Origin of the sequence: Kushneria indalinina DSM 14324 (genome assembly GCF_003385845.1) — a bacterium.
Lineage (GTDB): Bacteria > Pseudomonadota > Gammaproteobacteria > Pseudomonadales > Halomonadaceae > Kushneria > Kushneria indalinina.
This window is the reverse complement of the sequence record NZ_QRDJ01000010.1, coordinates 1-16,598: the sequence shown is the minus strand read 5'-3', so window position 1 is coordinate 16,598 and position 16,598 is coordinate 1. Positions and strand designations below refer to the sequence as shown.

Sequence of the window (16,598 nt, the reverse complement as noted above, 5' to 3'; positions counted from 1 at the left end):
CCTTGTCTATTACATCCGTTTTAAACACTCATCACAGGAGCGAGCCGGGTGTCCCATCAAAGCTGCATGGTTCGACATTTTCAGTATTTTACCGATCTCTCCGATTCGGAAATCGAGCTGTTGTGTACGCTTGAAAAATCTCCCGAGCAGATGGAAAACGGCAGTTTTCTATGGCGTGAGGGCGAGCATGCCGAAGAGATGGCGGTGCTAAGCCAGGGCTGGGCCTATAGCAGCTACGTGCTGGAAGATGGCAGCAGAATGATTCTGGATGTCTACATGCCAGGTGATGTCATTGGTCTTCGTGAATATGCCACCGAGACACACCAGTCTACCGTTGAAGCCATCACCGATTGCACGTTTTGCCGTTTCCCGCACTGCCACCTGGATCATGTCTTCAGGGAATCCAGTCGGTTGACCAACACCTTTTTTGCCATTTCTGCCGTTCAGCAGTCCATGCTGGTAGAGCGCATGGTCAATCTGGGGCGCCGGAATGCACAAAGCAAACTGGCCCATTTTCTGTGTGAAATGCGAAGTCGTCTTGCCAAGACCAATGCCGGTGCTCTTGATGAATTCAGACTGCCACTGTCACAGCAGATGCTGGCGGATTTAATGGGGTTGACGCCGGTTCATGTCAGCCGGGTTTTTTCCTCATTGCGTAGCCAGTCGCTGGTTTATCGTGATCGCCACCAGATCACCATTCCGGATGTCGATAAACTGAAGGCATTTGCTGACTTTCGGGAAGGCTATCTTCGAATGCGGGCAAAAGGCACTGGTGCCTGAAACACCACGGCGCCATCCGCGAAGCATGAAGGAGCGGGCAGAGAGAGGTGATGAATTATCGGAGTGTTAAAAAATTAACCCATGCCGGCGCACCGGGGTCTAGTTTTTGTCATGATATTTGGTGCTAAAATAAAGAAATATCAGTATTTAAAAGTAGTGCCGGCTCTCACTATTGTTTTATTTTTAATACTCAAGCGTTAACACTCGCTGAAACTGTCAAATCAGCATAATTTATATTCCATTATTACATTAGATTCCTCTGCCAGTGTCATCTGTCAGAGGATCAGGTAATGGCCAGCGGAAATGTTTCAAAGGCTTCTGCAAGGGGTCGTATAAGGTGGATGGATGCCCTCAGGGGGCTTGCCATTACCATGGTGGTTTATCTGCATAGTGCCGACTCGATGTCGCTCAAGTTTGAAGACCTTGATCCCATCTTTACCCAGATCAATGGTTATTTTTCTCCCTTTAGAATGCCGGCACTGATGCTGCTTTCAGGGCTTCTTGTCGCGGGTTCCATGCGCAAGGGGGCTGCAAAATATTTCAGGGGCAAACTATCGGGCATTCTTTATCCCTATGTGATCTGGTCAATCATCTGCTATGGCCTGTTTATTTATAGAGCTCATTTTAACGGCAAGCCTGTCGTCGAATTCTGGCATTCGCTGTTTTTTGAGCCCATGGCCTATTTGTGGTTTATCTATTACATCTTCTTTTATTATGTCATTGCCTTTTTTGTACTCAGGTTGCACTGGAGTGTGTCTCTTCTGGGTTCGCTGGCGCTCTATCTGGTCCTGAAGGACACCGAATTCGATCGCTTCATGTTCCACCTGCCGTTTTTTATTCTGGGGGGCGTGCTGGGTTATCATCTGGAAGCCTTCAAACACTTCATTGAGCGCACCAGCTGGCTTGCTGCTCTGGCACTGGCAGGGCTTGTGGGCTGGTATGTCATGGCCTATCACGGCATGGCTGCCACCGGCGGTGCCTATCAGCCCATTTCCATGGTGCTGGCACTGGCGATGACCCTGGTGCTGCTGCGTGTTGTCACCTTTAAATGGGCAGCTCCGGTATTGCGTCCCTTTGAGTGGTTTGGCCGCAACTCTCTGGTGCTTTTCCTTGTGCACTTTCCGGTGACCTGGGTGGTTCCCGTTATTCTCACTCGAGTGGTCCATGGCGATCCGGATATGGTCTTCCCGATCTATTTTCTTGCTGTTCTGGCCGTCAGTTCGCTGGCAGCCGTGATGAATAACCGCAGCAAGCTGGTATCGCTGTTGTTTACAGCCAATGTGTTGATCGGTCGCAGGGCGCCTGCCCGGCCCGAGGAACGGATCGGCAATGCTGGCGTGCCCGCGAGTAAATAACGGTAGTGTGATTTGCCCATCAACATGGCCGACTTTCGAGTCGGCCATGTGCGTTTTGATTTAAAAAGAAAGGTCGGTCTTCGCAGGCAAGTGCAACGAACCATGAAAGCCCCTAGAATATCGGCATTCATGTGGCCGGACAGGTGTTGCGGTCATGTCTTGTCGGGGGCCTGAAGGGGAGCACTCATGAGTGAGGGCGTACTGCACTTTTTTTTCATTACGACAGGCACGATCCTGACGCTTGTCTTCTTCCCGCTACTGGTCATGGTGCTCTGGAAGATACTGCGACGCTGGTGTGAGGAAAAACGCTCTCGGCACTGATGGGCGCCGCAGTACTCATGTTATCCGGCACGACGCAACGGCGCATGCAGGCGATGATTCACTATCTGACCGTGATGACACGGCAGGCAGCGTGTTGATTGACCGTACGGGAGACGCTGCCACCCGCGATGTCCGATGTCCTGCCAAGCCCCCTGTATCCCATGACGATCGCATCGGCATCCAGACGGTGTGCTTCACGCTCGATCATTTCGGCAGGCTGCCCCTCACGAACGATAATGCTGGTATCAAGATCCGATGGGTCGATGGTCTCAAGCGCTGTCTGGACAAGCTGCATGGCAGCGTCATCGCGTGAAACCGTTGTGGTCTCAGGAGAGGCGCCGTTTTCTTCATCGATGGCCGGAACATGCAGTAGATAGAGTCTGGCCTTGTTGGCACGCGCCAGGTGGGCGGCGATATCAAGTGCCTTGTTGGCATTCCCGGATCCATCCAGTGGTACGAGAATTGTGCGATACATTAGTGGCCTCCTGTTGTCTGTGGCATGTCGCTGCAATCATGAACCTCGCAAGTATAAAACTGAAGTTGCGACTGTCAGCGGGTGGCTGCCCTCATGCCCATTGCCTGATCACAAGCGGGTGCAGGGATGAGAAGGGCAGATACTAAAACGCCCGCACCAAAAGGATACGGGCGTACAGGGAACGCGCTGGATCAGAAGCGACGGCCCAGCAAAAGACCGGCGACCACGCCGATGGCAGCGCCTGCGCCAATGTAGCTCCAGGCGTTTTCATGCACATGTCGATCAAGGTCACGTGCGCCTTCTTCAGTCAGTTCCCAGGCACGATGTCCTTCATCTTCTACCCGATCACGAGCCTGATGCCAGCGCTGACCAAGCTGGTCGCCGGCACCCTTGAGACGGTTACGTACCTTGTCACCTGCTGAATCAAGCTCGTCTTCATAACGCGCCAGTGCGCGTGCGCCTCGCTTGTTCAGTTCCTTTTCGTAGTCCTTGATACGACGACGCGTACGACTTTCACTGGATGAAAAAATGCCCATCTGATGTCCTCCATTGACGTGGTCAGGCTTGTTTCAGGTCGATACCAAACAGAACCTGCTCGGTATATGTGTCTGAAAACGGTGGTGTCTGCCCGGTTCATGCAGCGCCAGTGGGCGATTCCCATAACCTGCGCTACCTGATTGGACACTGTACCCAAGCGTAGTTCAGATCAAAACACTTAACCTGGGCTTCATGTTAGTGAAATCTGACTGTCATTCCTTGTACAATAACTGCAAAATAAAATGGGTTTTTTTAGTGTTTTATGGGTTTTAAAAATAAAAAAAGCATTTTTATCCAAAAAAATATGGACAACAGTTCTACCGGTGTTACCATCCTTACGCTGCAGGGATGCAGATCAGAAGGCAGGAAGCTTTCAGACGGTCAGGTAGCAGGATTTTCCAGGAAGGAAAGTGGTCCAAGTCGCCATGGATGGCGCCTGATGCTGTGAAGAGGGATCTGCCAACGATGCCATTTCCCGCTAACCCTCATTTTTTCCTGTCGTGATATCACTTTTCCATGATGGCTACTCCGGCGGGCTTCGTTGATCGAAGCTTTTTTTATGCGCGATTTTTGCCTCTACTGAATGCCGGACTTCGAATGAGCGGCGGGCAGGCGTAAGATTGTTCGCTTTCTTTTTGGAGAACGCCGCCATGGGATCCTCACACGTACGTGTTCAGATCGTGGATACCTTTAATCGGCCCGTAGGAAGTGCACGTCGATGTGATATGCGCCGCCTGCAGATGTGGCATCGCGCTGTCTACATTTTTGTACTCGACCAGCACGACAGGATTTGTGTGCAGCGTCGCACGCTCTGGAAGGACATCTTTCCGGGCTATCGTGATCTCTGTGCCGGCGGGGTGGTGGATGCCGGTGAAACCATGGCACGCGCTGCACGTCGGGAGCTGCAGGAGGAACTGGGGCTGTCCCTGACGTTAATGCCCTGTCTGACCCTTCATTTTAAAGAGGGCATGAATGCCTTCGGCAGCGTGTTTCTGGCGCGCTATCGTAACGAGCCCATCAGGCTTCAGACCAGTGAAGTGGCGGATATCGAGTGGCTGACGCTGGAGGAGGCGCTTGCCATTGAGGATGCCACTCCCGACTCGCATCAGGCATTAAAGACTCTGGTGGCCCGCGGATTTGTATAGAAAGACCTGCGCGAAGGCAGGCCCTTCAGATCTTCAGCTGTCGTGCGTCTCCCTGACCCAGCCATCGCGGTAGTCCAGTGCCGGGACATCATCCTCTGACAGCCAGATTGGTCCGTCCAGATCGACAATGGACGCCCGTGCGGCGACCGGCAGCGCAGCGCGCATGGCCACGGAGGTGCCCAGCATACAACCCACCATGATGGCCATGCCCTGCTCATGTGCGGCATCCGCCATCGCCAGGGCCTCCGTCAATCCGCCGCTCTTGTCGAGCTTGATGTTGATCATGTCATAGCGGTCGCTCAGCAGGGCGACATCCTTGCGGGTATGGCAGCTTTCATCGGCACAAAGCGGCAGCGGGTGGTCAAATTCGGCCAGCACGGCGTCCTCTCCGGCAGGCAGGGGCTGTTCGATCATCTCGACATCAAGCGCCGCCAGTTCCCGGCAGTAATCTTCCACGTTCTGTGGTGCCCAGGCTTCATTGGCATCAATGATAATGCGCACGTTCGGGGCTGCCTCCCTTACGGCGCGAACCCGCTCGACGACCTGTTCATCGTTGAGCTTGATCTTCAAAAGACGTGCACCCTGAGCCAGTTCCTGGCGGGCCGCTTTGGCCATCTCTTCGGGCGTTGCAATCGAAATGGTATGTGCTGTGATAATTTCGCGTCCCACCGGTGGCCCCAGGCGCGCTGTCGGTGTGGTGCCTTCCAGCGCGCATTCCAGAGACCACAGGGCGCAGTCCAGCGCGTTGCGTGCCGGACCGGCCGGCAGTCGCTCGAGCAGCGCCTTGCGGTCGATGCCCTGTTCGATCTCCAGCGACACTTCGTCGATATCGGCCAGTACCGACTCCACGCTATGCCCGTAACGCGGCGTGGGCTTGCTTTCTCCCGTACCGACGTGCCCCTCCTGATGGAGCTCGACACGGATAACGTCGATCGAGGTGCTGGCGCCGCGGGCGATCACGAAGGGACGATTCAGCGGCCAGGTCTGGGCATAGCGCTTGAGGGTACGCATCATGCGGCTCCTTTCTTGAAGGCTTCAACCAGCGGTTCGATGCCGAAGCGGATGGGGTCGGTGGCGGGCACACCGAACTGCTGACTCAGGGCCTCGAGGTCACGTCGGGCGGTCGCTTCATCGACCCGGGAAGTATTGACGGAAAACCCGGCCAGCTGCACATCGGGATTGGTAATGCGGGCCGCCGCCAGATTGGCCTCGATGCAGGCTGCCATCTCCGGCATTGGTCGGTTGGGCAGATGGCGCATGTGCGGTCGGCCCAGTTCATGGCACATCACCAGATAGTCCGGCTGGGCGCCATGTAAAAGGCCAAGGCTGACGCCGGCGTAGGCGGGGTGAAACAGCGAGCCCTGGCCTTCAATGATATCCCACTGATCGTCTGCACCGGCCGGGCTCAGCCACTCCACCGCACCCGAGATGAAATCGGCAATGACGGCATCGATGGCCACACCTTCACCGGCCACCAGTACCCCGCACTGTCCGGTCGCGCGAAAGCGCGTCTTGAATCCGGCTTCCTCAAGCCCGCGCTGCAGGGCCAGTGAGCTGAACATCTTGCCCAGCGAGCAGTCCGTGCCCACGGTCAATACCCGCTTGCCGCTGCGGGGTTCGCCCGAGCCTACCTCCAGCGGCGGATGGCTGTGGCGAATATCATGGAGCGTGACACCGTGTTCGCGCGCCAGCTCGGCCACCCCCTCGATGGCGTCAAGGCGCTGATGCATGCCGCTGGCGACATCCATGCCGTGTTCAATGGCCTGACAGATGACATCGCGCCAGTGCGCCGGCAGCTTGCCGCCGGAATTGGCCACGCCGATCACCAGGGTGCGCGCACCGCGGGCCATCGCGTCTTCAATGCTTAAATCCTCGATGCCGACGCTGACCGTACTTTCGGTCATACGCAGCTGGCCCACGGCCTTTTCGGGGCGCCAGATGACCACTGCGCGGGCCATCTTGGCCGAGACACTGTCTTCGATATCTCCCAGAAACAGCAGATAGGGTGAAACGATCTCGGCAGGGCGGTAAGGCTGGGTCGTCATCAGGGACTCCGAACGAATGCTTGGACATTCATGCAGTGTCGACGAAAAACGCCATAGCTTCGAATGCTGTTTTGTCGCCTCGGTATAACAAAAACGTATGTCACAGCCTTTCAGGCACTTTGCCAGCGTCGTGCATGGATGGCGAGCTGCTCGATCAGCAGGGTGCGCAGTTGATGCGCGCAGTGGGGCTGAGGAACGTGTCGCGCCTTCAAAAGCGCCACGTTCATGTCAAGCGCCGGGGCAAGGGGCAGGACCTGTAGCCGGTCTCGGTAGCGCTCGGCGGTAAAGGGGTCGACGATGCCTGTTCCGCCGCCGGCGATGACCAGTTCGGCAATCACGCTATAGGTCTTGACCCGCAGACGCGCCGTTGGCATCAGCCCTTCGGCCTCGAGCGCCTGATTCAGCAGGGCGCCCAGCGGGTCCTCTTCCGGCATCAGGATCAGGCCGTGGGCGTTGAGCCACTCAAGCGTCACACAGGCGGGTGCCGGCATTTGCGCCGGCAGCAGTGCCTGCATGGGCGCGCGCATCAGGTGCTCGCATTCGATGCCTTCGGGTGCCGGCTGCTCAAACGCCAGCGCCATATCCAGCCGGTGGGCCAAAAGCTCCTCGCACAGGGTGGAAAAGTGCGAGGTGACCAGCTCGATCTCCAGCGCCGGCAGCATTTGCTGAAGGGCGATCAATGCCCCCGGCATGACCAGATGCCCGGGCGCGTGGGATGCCCCCAGACGCAGATGCTGGTCGACGCCATGACGCAGCTGGCGGCCCAGTTGGTCCAGGACATCAAGCTGTTTGACGGCCGCCTCGATGGCCGGCCACAGCCTGAGCGCTTCCGGCGTCGGGGTCAGTCCGCGCGGATGACGTTCGAACAAGCGAACGCCCAGCGTCGTCTCGGCATGGGCGAGCGTTCGCGTCACATTGGGCTGGGAGACGTTGAGCCGGCGGGCAGCCGCGCTGACGCTGCCGCAGCGGATCAGCGCATGAAAGACTTCGATGTGGCGCAGTTTCATGATGAGGCCATGGTGGCAACGGAGTCGTCCATGATGCCCGCTGTCAGGCGCTCGTGCATTACGCCGCCGGTCTACCGGGCCAGGAGAATGCCCCTGTCGGGAAGACGCCAGGCAGTACTGGTCGCCGACATGTCAGGACGATAGACTCTCGTCAGCGTTTTGAAAGCACTGGCCTTTTGTACCAGGTTATGAAAGCTTGTGCGCCGCGAAGGGGTTTTCGAGCCCGACGGTACCTATCTGATCTGACCATGGAGAATACACGTGGCTTCACAGAGGCTGTTTTACTGGCTTCGGCTACCCCTGATGGTGCTCTTGCTAAGCACGATATCGGTAGCCGCAATTGCAGAGCCCCAGAGTGGGGCGGAATCTTCGCAATCTTCCGAGCAAACCTCTTATGCGGCGCTGGCAGATCTGCTTGAGAACGAGCAGACGCGTAACGAAATGATCTCGCAGCTGCGCGGTATTGCGCAGGGCGATCTGGCCGCGTCCGAAGCGTCCGAGGGCGTAGGAACAGCGGCCGGTACGCCGGTTCAGGAGCAGTCCCTGGGTGGGCGCATTGCAGAAATGACGCAAAATTTCGCTCAGGGCGTTGCCGAGGACGTGACCGATGCCATCGCGGCCTTCCGCAGTGCCGGGGATGGTGAAGGGCTTGGACTGCCCTGGTCGCTCTGGGGCGGTATTCTGCTGGCCTTTGGTATTGCCGTTGTTTCGACGGTGGTTGCCTTTTATGCCTTCCGGGCGCTGGTGGCACGCGTTTACCGCCGCATCGATACCTGGGTCGCCAGTCAGCCGGCACCTTCCTCGGCGCCGCCGATAGAGGTCAGTGAAGGCGAAGACGTTCAGCAGGCGCTCGACGAAAGGGAACAAAAGCAGGCCGCAGGCGCCCTGCTCAGACGCTGGAGTGCTGTTCTCGGGGCGCTTTTGATTGATGTCGTCGTGATTCTGCTCGCCGGTGCCGTGGGCTACGTGGTCAGCCTCTTCTTTGCCGGTGAAACCGGGGAAGTCGGCCGCGCCGAATCGCTGTTCATCAACGCCTTTGTCATCGTCGAGATCGTCAAGGCACTGATCCGGATGGTCTTTTCCACGCGCTACGATTCGCTGCGTCTTTTTGCGATGTCCAGCGAGACCGCCTCGTACTGGAATCGCTGGCTGGCGCGTGTGGTCGGCATTACCGGCTACGGACTGATGGTGGCAGTCCCCATGATCAACGTCATGCTGTCGCCGGCCGCCGGGCAGATGGTCAGCCTGATCATCATGATCGGCGTCTATATCTATGCCGTACGGGTCGTGCTGAAAAATCGCACGATACTGCGTGACAATCTTAATGGGCGGGCAGAAGAAACCAGCTTTGCGTTTTTCAGCACGCTGCTGCGCATTCTGGGGCGCACCTGGCACCTGTTTGCGCTGGCCTATTTCACCGTGCTGCTGGTGGTAAGTCAGCTGCAGCCGGCCCAGGCGTTGCCGTTCATGGCGCGCGCCACCGTGCAGACCCTGCTGGCTGTTGGTGTCGGTATTCTGCTTTCCTCGCTGCTCACCATTGCCCTGGCACGCCGCATTCATCTCTCCGATGGCCTGCGCGAACGTCTGCCGATGCTGGAAGAGCGCGTCAATTCCTACGTGCCCAAGGCGCTGAGAGGCCTGCGCATTCTGCTGGGCATCTTTGTGGTGCTGACGGTGCTGGATGCCTGGCACGCCTTTGATCTGCCGGGCTGGTTGGCGTCTGAAAGCGGCGCTGAAACCATCGGCATGATTGTGCATGTCGCCATCATTCTCTTTATCGCGACGCTGATCTGGACGGTGGTCGCCAGCTTCATTGAGCATCGTCTGAGTGCAGCATCCGCGCCAAGCCCCCGCGAGCAGACGCTGCTGTCGCTGTTTCGCAATGCGATCCTGATCCTGATCGTGACCATGACGCTACTGATCGTGCTGTCACAGATCGGTATCAATATCGGGCCGTTGATTGCCGGTGCCGGTGTCCTCGGTCTGGCCATCGGTTTTGGTGCCCAGAAGCTGGTGCAGGACATCATTACCGGCGTGTTCATTCAGCTTGAAAATGCCATGAATACCGGCGATGTCGTGGGCGTGGCCGGTCTGACCGGTACGGCCGAGAAAATCACCATTCGCTCGGTAGGGTTGCGGGCACTGGATGGGACCTACCATGTGATTCCCTTCTCCTCGGTGGATACGGTCTCCAACTACATGCGTGACTTTGCCTACCACGTGGGTGAGTACGGTATCGCCTATCGCGAAAATGTGGACGATGCCATCCATCACCTCCATCAGGCCTTTGCCGAGCTGCGCGATAACCCGGATCAGGCGATTAACATCATCGATGACATGGCCGTGCCGGGCGTGGTGTCGCTGGGCGACAGTTCGGTCAATATCCGCATCATGATCAAGACCAAGCCCGGTACGCAGTGGGGCATCGGGCGTGAGTTCAATCGTCTGGTCAAAAAGCACTTCGATGCGGCCGGTATCGAGATCCCGTATCCGCATACCACGCTCTACTTCGGTCAGGACAAGAACGGCGGGGCACCACCGGCCAACGTTCATGTCCTCGACGAGTATGTGGTGGAGGAAGGTCAGGCCGGTGCCGCAGGTCAGACGCCCACAAAGGGCGCCGGGGCCAAGGCCATGTCGACCGGGCAGGCAGAGCGCAATCGCCTGCAGGAGAACGAAAAGCTGCCCGATGAGGATAACGACGAAGGCGACGGCGGCAACGACGTGGATCGTTAACCTGTCGTCATTGCCATCAATGAAAGGGGCATCCAGTGGATGCCCCTTTTTTATGAGTGTCGATCCTTATAGGCGCAGATTACTTGTCGGGGGGCGTGCTGCGTCGGGTGAGAACGACATCCATGAGCATGTTGTAGCGGTGGCGGGTCATCATGGTGGTCAGCCCGGAGAACAGCATCCAGAATCCGCGCCGCCACCGGGTCAGTTTCCAGACATGAAAGGTCAGCTGGCGAAGCAGGCGATCTTCATCAAACGCTCGCCACTCACCGGCCAGCGAAACCTGATGGCGCGCCAGCACCGGCGACATCTCGACACGGTAGATGCGCTCGAGCTCGGCCGTGGTGAAATCATATTGTTCGATGACATCCGCCATGTGCGCGTAGTCACGCTCGCCGGGTTCGCGATCCAGCCACAGCGGGGCCAGCGCCATCCAGAGATCACGACGATGATCGAGCAGACGTTGGGGGTCATTCATGTTGTCATGAGAAGATGACACCGTTTTCACCCTGCAATATTGAAGCGGTTGAGAGACATTGCCCCCGGCTTGTGCGGACACCTGCGCCCGTACCCGGTAAAATACGCGCCAGGCCGCCATGACTCAATTTTGAGTATCGCCGGGCATCCGACAGCCGGCCATCATTGGCGCAGCGTTTTCCAGGTGGCATTTCATCGGTTGAACTGCCATCCGTTTATATTTCTGGCAAGAGAGGTGAGTGTGGTTATCCATCCCAAGGTCCGTGGTTTTATCTGTACGACAACCCACCCGGTCGGCTGCGAGCAGAACGTGCGCGAACAGATCGACATCACGCGCTCGCGTGGCACCATCGACAATGGCCCCAAAAGGGTACTGGTCATTGGCGCTTCCACTGGTTATGGCCTGTCGGCGCGGATCACTGCTGCCTTTGGGTGTGGGGCCGATACGCTGGGCGTGTTTTATGAAAAGCCGGGGACCGAAACCCGTCCGGGCTCGGCAGGCTGGTACAACGCAGCTGCCTTCGACAAGCTGGCAAGCGCTGAGGGCCTCTACAGCCGGTCGATCAACGGTGACGCCTTCGCGCATGCAACGCGCGATCAGGCCATCGACATGATCAAAAACGAGATGGGCGGACAGATCGATCTGGTCGTGTACTCGCTGGCCTCGCCGGTACGCAAGCTGCCCGACAGCGGCGACGTGGTTAAATCGGCCCTCAAGCCGATCGGTGAGACCTACCGGGCCACGGCGCTGGATACCAACAAGGACCAGATCATCGAAGCTTCGGTCGAGCCTGCCTCCCAGGAAGAGATCGACAACACCATTCGCGTCATGGGCGGTGAAGACTGGGAACTCTGGATCGAGGCGCTCGATCAGGCCGGCGTGCTGGGCGAAGGCGCCAGCACGGTGGCATTCAGCTACATCGGCACCGAGATTACCTGGCCGATCTACTGGCACGGCTCGCTGGGCAAGGCCAAGGAAGATCTGGACCGCGCCGCCCAGGCACTCGACACGCGTCTGAGCGAGAAGGGCGGACATGCCAACGTGGCCGTGCTCAAGTCCGTGGTCACCCAGGCCAGTGCCGCCATTCCGGTCATGCCTCTGTATATCTCGATGGCCTATCGCATCATGAAGGAGAAAAACCTGCATGAGGGCACGATCGATCAGCTCAACCGTCTGTTCCACGAACATCTGACGGTCAGCCAGCCGCCGGCACTGGACGACGCTGGTCGCATGCGTCTGGACGATCGTGAATTGCGCGATGACGTGCAGGATGAGTGCAAGGCACTGTGGCCGCAGGTGACCAGCGATAACGTCTTTGAGCTGACCGACTATGCCGGCTACAAGCACGAGTTTCTCAAACTGTTCGGCTTTGACCGAGACGATGTCGACTATGACGCCGATGTGAACCCGAAGGTCGATTTCGACGTGGTACAGCTCTGAGGACCATCATGGCGCGATTGCGACACCTACGTTGTACGGCATGGGCGCCCGGCGCCGTGCTGCTGGCATCGCTGATGCTGTCTGGCTGCCAGAGTGCCTACTATGACGTCATGGAGCAGGCGGGCGTCCACAAGCGCGATATCCTGTCGGACCGCGTCATTGCCGCGCGTGATGCCCAGCAGGACGCCGATGAGCAGTTCTCCTCGGCGCTCGAGCGCTATCAAAGCGTGGTGACGGTGCCTGAAAGCGAGCTGTCCCGTGCCCATGCGGCGCTTGAGTCCGACTATTCACGCAGCCAGGCGGCTGCCGAACGGGTTAGTCAGCGCATCGATGCCATCGAAAGTGTGGCACAGGCGCTTTTCCGGGAATGGGAAGGCGAGCTGGATCAATATCAGAACGAGTCCTACCGGCGTCAGAGCGAGCGCGAGCTTGAGCAGACGCGTCAGCGCTACAGCGAGATGCTCGATGCCATGCACCGCGCCGAAGACACCATGCCACCGGTGCTGACGGCCATGCATGACAACGTATTGTTTCTCAAACATAACCTCAACGCGCGAGCGATCGGTGCGCTCAAGGGCGAAGTCAGCCAGCTTGAAACGCAGATTGCCACGCTCAGGCGCGAAATGCAGGCTTCCATCGAACGCTCCAATCGCTTTATCGATGGCATGGAAGCGAGCGACTGATTGCTCTTCTTTTTTCGCTTAAAAGTGTCTTGCTTAAAAGGCAGCCCTCTCGGGCTGCCTTTTTTTGTAAAACAATTCTGGCCATGGTCAGGCTGAAAAGCGGTTTTCTTTGATGAAAACTAACCAGTGTTAATTTCAAGCTGCTTTGGATGAGCAAGGTTTAGTTAATTGCCAGAATTGACATAAAAAATGATTACTCCTAGATGATTAGAAGCAAGTGGCAGGCACTGTATATTCGCTTGGGCTGAACCATTTCAGCATTACGGCGGGATAGGGGACGGACGTTATGGCTGCTTATACGGTTGCGCGTGTTGATGGTGTTGTGCTGCTGCTGGATCCACGTAAACCGGTAGTTCAGGGGATGGCATTACCGGAAAATGCAGTGCTGATGGCAGCCGACGGCGGCCGTATCATTCTGGCTGATGGCACCGTTTTAAGCCTGAGTGCCGGCCAGCCGGTCACCTTTATCAATACGGATGACGTTCCGGAACTTGTGGTCGTCCAGCCGCCGGCAGACGTTGATCCCGATATCGCTGCGTTACAGGCCGCCATTGCTGCAGGGCAGGACCCTACAGAGATACAGCAGGCACCGGCAGCCGGTGCCGGGCAGGATGCCGGTGGCGGTAGTCCTGCCGGGGATGGTGGTTTTTCTCAGCCCTTTGATGTCAATCGCAGTGGTCGAGAGCAACAGACCGAATATCGCTATAGCGCCGGGTTCTCGAATCCTGACACGCTGACCACCTCCACATTTTCAGGCTTTGCGGACAATACCGACGCGTTGGCGCCGATCGATCCGAACACCGGTAACGGCACGACTGCACCGACCGATCCAAACACCGGCGGCAGCATAGCCACACCGACGACGCCACCCAGCGGTGGCGGCACGCCCCCCCCGGCTGATCCGACCGACGGCGGCAGTACGACCATACCGAGCAGTCCCGGTACCACCACGCCGACCAATCCGAATGCAGGCGATGGCACGACCGTACCAGCTGATTCAGATAACGAAGACATCACCGCTGCGCCGGTAGTTCCGGTCGATAATGTCAGCACGGCCACGCCTCTCGTCACGATTACCCTGAATACCGTTGCAGAAGACGACATCATCAACGCCGATGAGATGCGCAGCAGCATTATCATCGGTGGTATTGCCGGCGGTGACGCGGCTGCAGGTGACATGGTGACCATCACCCTCGGTGATCATGCCTACATGACGCTTGTGGATGACGCCCTGTCCTTTGGCATTGCTGTACCGGGAGGCATTCTGGTCGGCAGTGACACAATTATTGCCACCATCAGTCATGCCCATGCCAACGGGGTCAGCACGGCAACAACGACCCATGCTTATACGACGCGTCTTGAAGCACCGCTCGTTTCAATTTCGCTGGATACCATCGCGGGTGACGACGTCATCAATGCAGCCGAAACTGCACGCGATGTGGATATTACCGGTCGCGCAGGCGGGGACGTCCTTGCCGGCGACCCCGTAACGATTTCGATCGGATCGCAGAGCTACACAACAGCAGTCGGCACGGACGGCACCTTTTCGATTACCGTACCCGGGTCAGTGCTGTCGCAGTCAGGTGCGGTGACGGCGGCTGTCTCCCATCGCGATGATGCAGGTAACGTTGGCAGTGCCACCAGCAGCCGTGACTACGCGGTCGATACCGTGCCGCCGGAACTGGCCATCCAGCTCGACACCATTGCCGGCGACAATATCGTTAACGCCGAGGAAGCGGGTCGCGATATTCCGGTGACCGGTTCGGTCGGCGGCGAGTTTGCGGCCGGCGATATCGTTACGCTGACGGTCGGTGATCAGAGCTATACCGGTGCGGTGAATGCTGATGGCACCTTCTCGATCAACGTGCCCGGCAGTCAGCTGGCGCAGAGTGGCGCGATTCGTGCCGACGTCAGCCACACCGATGCCGCGGGCAATACGGGCTCGGCCAACACTGCAGTCAGCTATTCAGTTGATACAACCATTCCCGTCGTCACGATCTCGCTGGATACCATTGCGGGCAATGACGTCATCAACGCTGCGGAAGCCGCGCAGGATGTAATCATCACCGGTCGTGCCGGTGGTGACGCCGCGCCCGGTGATACCGTTAACGTCTCAATCGGTGGGCAGAGCTACTCAACGACCGTCGGCCAGAACGGCGCGTTCAGCGTGGCCGTGCCGGGCTCGGTACTGACTGAGGCTGGCGCCAATGGCGTGTCGGCATCCGTGACCCATACCGACGCCGCCGGCAACATCGGCAGCGCCGAGACCAGTCGTGACTATGCGGTCGATACCACGCCGCCGGAACTCACCATCCAGCTCGATACCATTGCCGGCGACAACATCGTCAACGCCAATGAGACCGGTCAGACCATTCCGGTCACCGGTTCGGTCAGCGGCGAGTTCGCCGCGGGTGACATCGTCACCCTGACGGTCGGCGAGCAGACGTACACCGGTTCGGTAAACGGTGACGGCACCTTCTCGATCAACGTGCCTGGCAGCCAGCTGGCCTCGGGTGATTCAATTCGTGCCGCCGTCAGCCATACCGACGCGGCGGGCAATACCGGCTCGGCCAATACCGCAGTCAGCTATTCGGTCAGCACTGATCTGCCCGTGGTGTCGATCTCGCTGGAGTCGATCGCGGGTGACGATGTGATCAATGCGGCGGAAACCGCGCAGGATGTGACCATCACCGGTCGCGCCGGTGGCGATGCCGCACCCGGTGATGCCGTCACCGTCTCGGCCGGTGGTCAGAACTACACCACGGTTGTGGGTCAGAACGGCGCGTTCAGCGTCGCCGTGCCAGGCTCGATTCTCGCTGCTGCCGGTGCCAACAGCGTCTCGGCGTCGGTCAGTCACACGGATGCGGCCGGTAATACCGGCAGCGCCGATACCGCTCGCGACTATGGCGTCGACACCACGCCGCCGGAACTCACCATCCAGCTCTATACCATTGCTGGCGACAACATCGTCAACGCCAATGAGGCCGGTCAGACCATTCCGGTGACGGGTTCGGTCAGCGGCGAGTTTGCCGCAGGCGACATCGTCACCCTGACGGTCGGCGAGCAGACGTACACCGGCGCGGTAAACGGTGACGGCACCTTCTCGATTAACGTGCCGGGCAGCCAGCTGGCACAGAGTGATTCAATTCGTGTCGACGTTAGTCATACCGACGCGGCGGGCAATACCGGCTCGGCCAATACCGCCGTCAATTATTCGGTCAGCACCGATCTGCCTGTTGTCACGATCTCGCTGGATACCATTGCGGGTGATGACGTCATCAACGCCGCGGAAGCCGCGCAGGCTGTGACCATCACCGGTCGTGCCGGTGGCGACGCCGCACCCGGTGATACCGTTACCGTCTCGATCGGTGGGCAGAACTATTCAACGGTTGTGGAGCAGAACGGCGCGTTCAGCGTGGCGGTGCCGGGCTCGATTCTCGCTGCTGCCGGTGCCAATAGCGTGTCGGCATCCGTGACCCATACCGATGCCGCGGGTAATACCGACAGTGCCGAGACCAGTCGTGACTACGGCGTAGATATCACTTCGCCGGAACTGGTTATCCAGCTCGACACCATCGCCGGCGACAATATCGTCAATG

14 protein-coding genes are annotated in these 16,598 nt (G+C 58.3%); 8 read left to right on the top strand and 6 right to left on the bottom strand.

Going from position 1 to position 16,598, the window contains the following annotated elements:
* Nucleotides 1-48 precede the first annotated feature (48 nt).
* From C8D72_RS15945 to C8D72_RS17785, 3 genes are all read left to right on the top strand, one after another.
* A complete protein-coding gene (locus tag C8D72_RS15945; RefSeq protein ID WP_245955305.1) occupies nt 49-780 on the top strand; it encodes a Crp/Fnr family transcriptional regulator in 732 nt (243 codons plus the stop codon).
* A gap of 341 nt (nt 781-1,121) precedes the next feature.
* The gene (locus C8D72_RS15940; protein WP_170140632.1) at nt 1,122-2,135 is read left to right on the top strand and encodes an acyltransferase family protein; all 1,014 of its coding nucleotides are present in this window, start codon (nt 1,122-1,124) and stop codon (nt 2,133-2,135) included.
* Between the two features lie 186 nt (nt 2,136-2,321).
* Nucleotides 2,322-2,456, top strand: coding sequence for a hypothetical protein (locus C8D72_RS17785; protein WP_281271632.1), 135 nt, complete (start codon nt 2,322-2,324; stop codon nt 2,454-2,456).
* Between the two features lie 61 nt (nt 2,457-2,517).
* Here the strand turns inward: C8D72_RS17785 and C8D72_RS15935 are convergent, their stop codons facing one another.
* Nucleotides 2,518-2,931 carry a universal stress protein gene (locus C8D72_RS15935; protein ID WP_115855455.1) on the bottom strand — a complete coding sequence of 138 codons (414 nt, stop codon included), beginning with the start codon at nt 2,929-2,931 and terminating at the stop codon, nt 2,518-2,520.
* Nucleotides 2,932-3,122: 191 nt separating this feature from the next.
* Nucleotides 3,123-3,467, bottom strand: coding sequence for an ElaB/YgaM/YqjD family protein (locus C8D72_RS15930; protein ID WP_115855454.1), 345 nt, complete (start codon nt 3,465-3,467; stop codon nt 3,123-3,125).
* 651 nt (nt 3,468-4,118) lie between these two features.
* Between C8D72_RS15930 and C8D72_RS15925 the strand changes: the two genes are divergently transcribed.
* Nucleotides 4,119-4,613 carry an NUDIX hydrolase gene (locus C8D72_RS15925; RefSeq protein WP_115855516.1) on the top strand — a complete coding sequence of 165 codons (495 nt, stop codon included), beginning with the start codon at nt 4,119-4,121 and terminating at the stop codon, nt 4,611-4,613.
* Between the two features lie 33 nt (nt 4,614-4,646).
* Here C8D72_RS15925 and dgcA read toward each other — a convergent pair whose 3' ends face one another.
* From dgcA to C8D72_RS15910, 3 genes are all read right to left on the bottom strand, one after another.
* Nucleotides 4,647-5,627, bottom strand: coding sequence for an N-acetyl-D-Glu racemase DgcA (gene dgcA, locus C8D72_RS15920; protein ID WP_245955304.1), 981 nt, complete (start codon nt 5,625-5,627; stop codon nt 4,647-4,649).
* Nucleotides 5,624-6,658 (bottom strand): N-acetyltransferase DgcN, encoded by a 1,035-nt coding sequence (gene dgcN / locus C8D72_RS15915; RefSeq protein ID WP_115855452.1) that lies wholly within the window; start codon nt 6,656-6,658, stop codon nt 5,624-5,626. The genes dgcA and dgcN overlap by 4 nt, the downstream gene beginning before the upstream one ends.
* Before the next feature lie 110 nt (nt 6,659-6,768).
* The gene (locus tag C8D72_RS15910) at nt 6,769-7,665 is read right to left on the bottom strand and encodes a LysR family transcriptional regulator (protein ID WP_115855451.1); all 897 of its coding nucleotides are present in this window, start codon (nt 7,663-7,665) and stop codon (nt 6,769-6,771) included.
* A 261-nt stretch (nt 7,666-7,926) separates the two neighbouring features.
* On the opposite strand from C8D72_RS15910, the gene C8D72_RS15905 reads away from it, so the two are divergent.
* Nucleotides 7,927-10,401 carry a mechanosensitive ion channel domain-containing protein gene (locus C8D72_RS15905; RefSeq protein ID WP_245955303.1) on the top strand — a complete coding sequence of 825 codons (2,475 nt, stop codon included), beginning with the start codon at nt 7,927-7,929 and terminating at the stop codon, nt 10,399-10,401.
* A gap of 79 nt (nt 10,402-10,480) precedes the next feature.
* On the opposite strand, the gene C8D72_RS15900 is transcribed toward C8D72_RS15905, so the two are convergent.
* Entirely contained in the window at nt 10,481-10,876 is a 396-nt protein-coding gene (locus tag C8D72_RS15900) for a DUF7079 family protein (RefSeq protein WP_115855450.1), read from the bottom strand.
* Between the two features lie 240 nt (nt 10,877-11,116).
* Here C8D72_RS15900 and fabV point away from each other — a divergent pair, with 240 nt between their 5' ends.
* The 3 genes from fabV to C8D72_RS15885 form a co-directional block, all read left to right on the top strand.
* A complete protein-coding gene (fabV, locus tag C8D72_RS15895; protein WP_115855449.1) occupies nt 11,117-12,316 on the top strand; it encodes an enoyl-ACP reductase FabV in 1,200 nt (399 codons plus the stop codon).
* Nucleotides 12,317-12,324: 8 nt separating this feature from the next.
* Entirely contained in the window at nt 12,325-12,999 is a 675-nt protein-coding gene (locus C8D72_RS15890; protein WP_115855448.1) for a DUF2959 domain-containing protein, read from the top strand.
* Nucleotides 13,000-13,285: 286 nt separating this feature from the next.
* Nucleotides 13,286-16,598: retention module-containing protein (locus tag C8D72_RS15885; RefSeq protein WP_147301556.1), on the top strand; the 3,313-nt coding region annotated here is incomplete at its 3' end.